The sequence below is a fragment of the Cryobacterium sp. 10I1 genome (assembly GCF_035019805.1).
In the GTDB taxonomy this organism is placed as follows: Bacteria; Actinomycetota; Actinomycetes; order Actinomycetales; family Microbacteriaceae; genus Cryobacterium; species Cryobacterium glucosi.
The window spans coordinates 1-234 of the sequence record NZ_JASJVF010000692.1; the positions used below are offsets into that span (position 1 = coordinate 1).

1 pseudogene is annotated in these 234 nt (G+C 69.7%); it reads right to left on the minus strand.

Features of this window, described 5'->3' with window-relative positions:
- A pseudogene (locus QN345_RS20370) lies at positions 1-234 on the minus strand (NlpC/P60 family protein); the annotation flags it as partial.

Consider the following 234-nt stretch of genomic DNA (forward strand, 5'->3'; position numbering starts at 1 on the left):
GCCCGTAGAGATCGTTCGACTTCTGCTGCTCGGCCTCGAGGGCGGCTTCCGCGGCCTGGGCCGCGCCACTTGCCGCATCGAACTTCGTCATGGACTCGCCCGTGAGCCGGGTGCGCTCGACGGTCGCCGCGGCGGCCTGCCCGCCGAGGGACTCTGCCGAGTTCTTGTCCTGGACGGCCTCCCGGTAGATGGTCTCGGACTGCTCGCTGAGCTTGCTCGCGGTTCCGAGCTGCT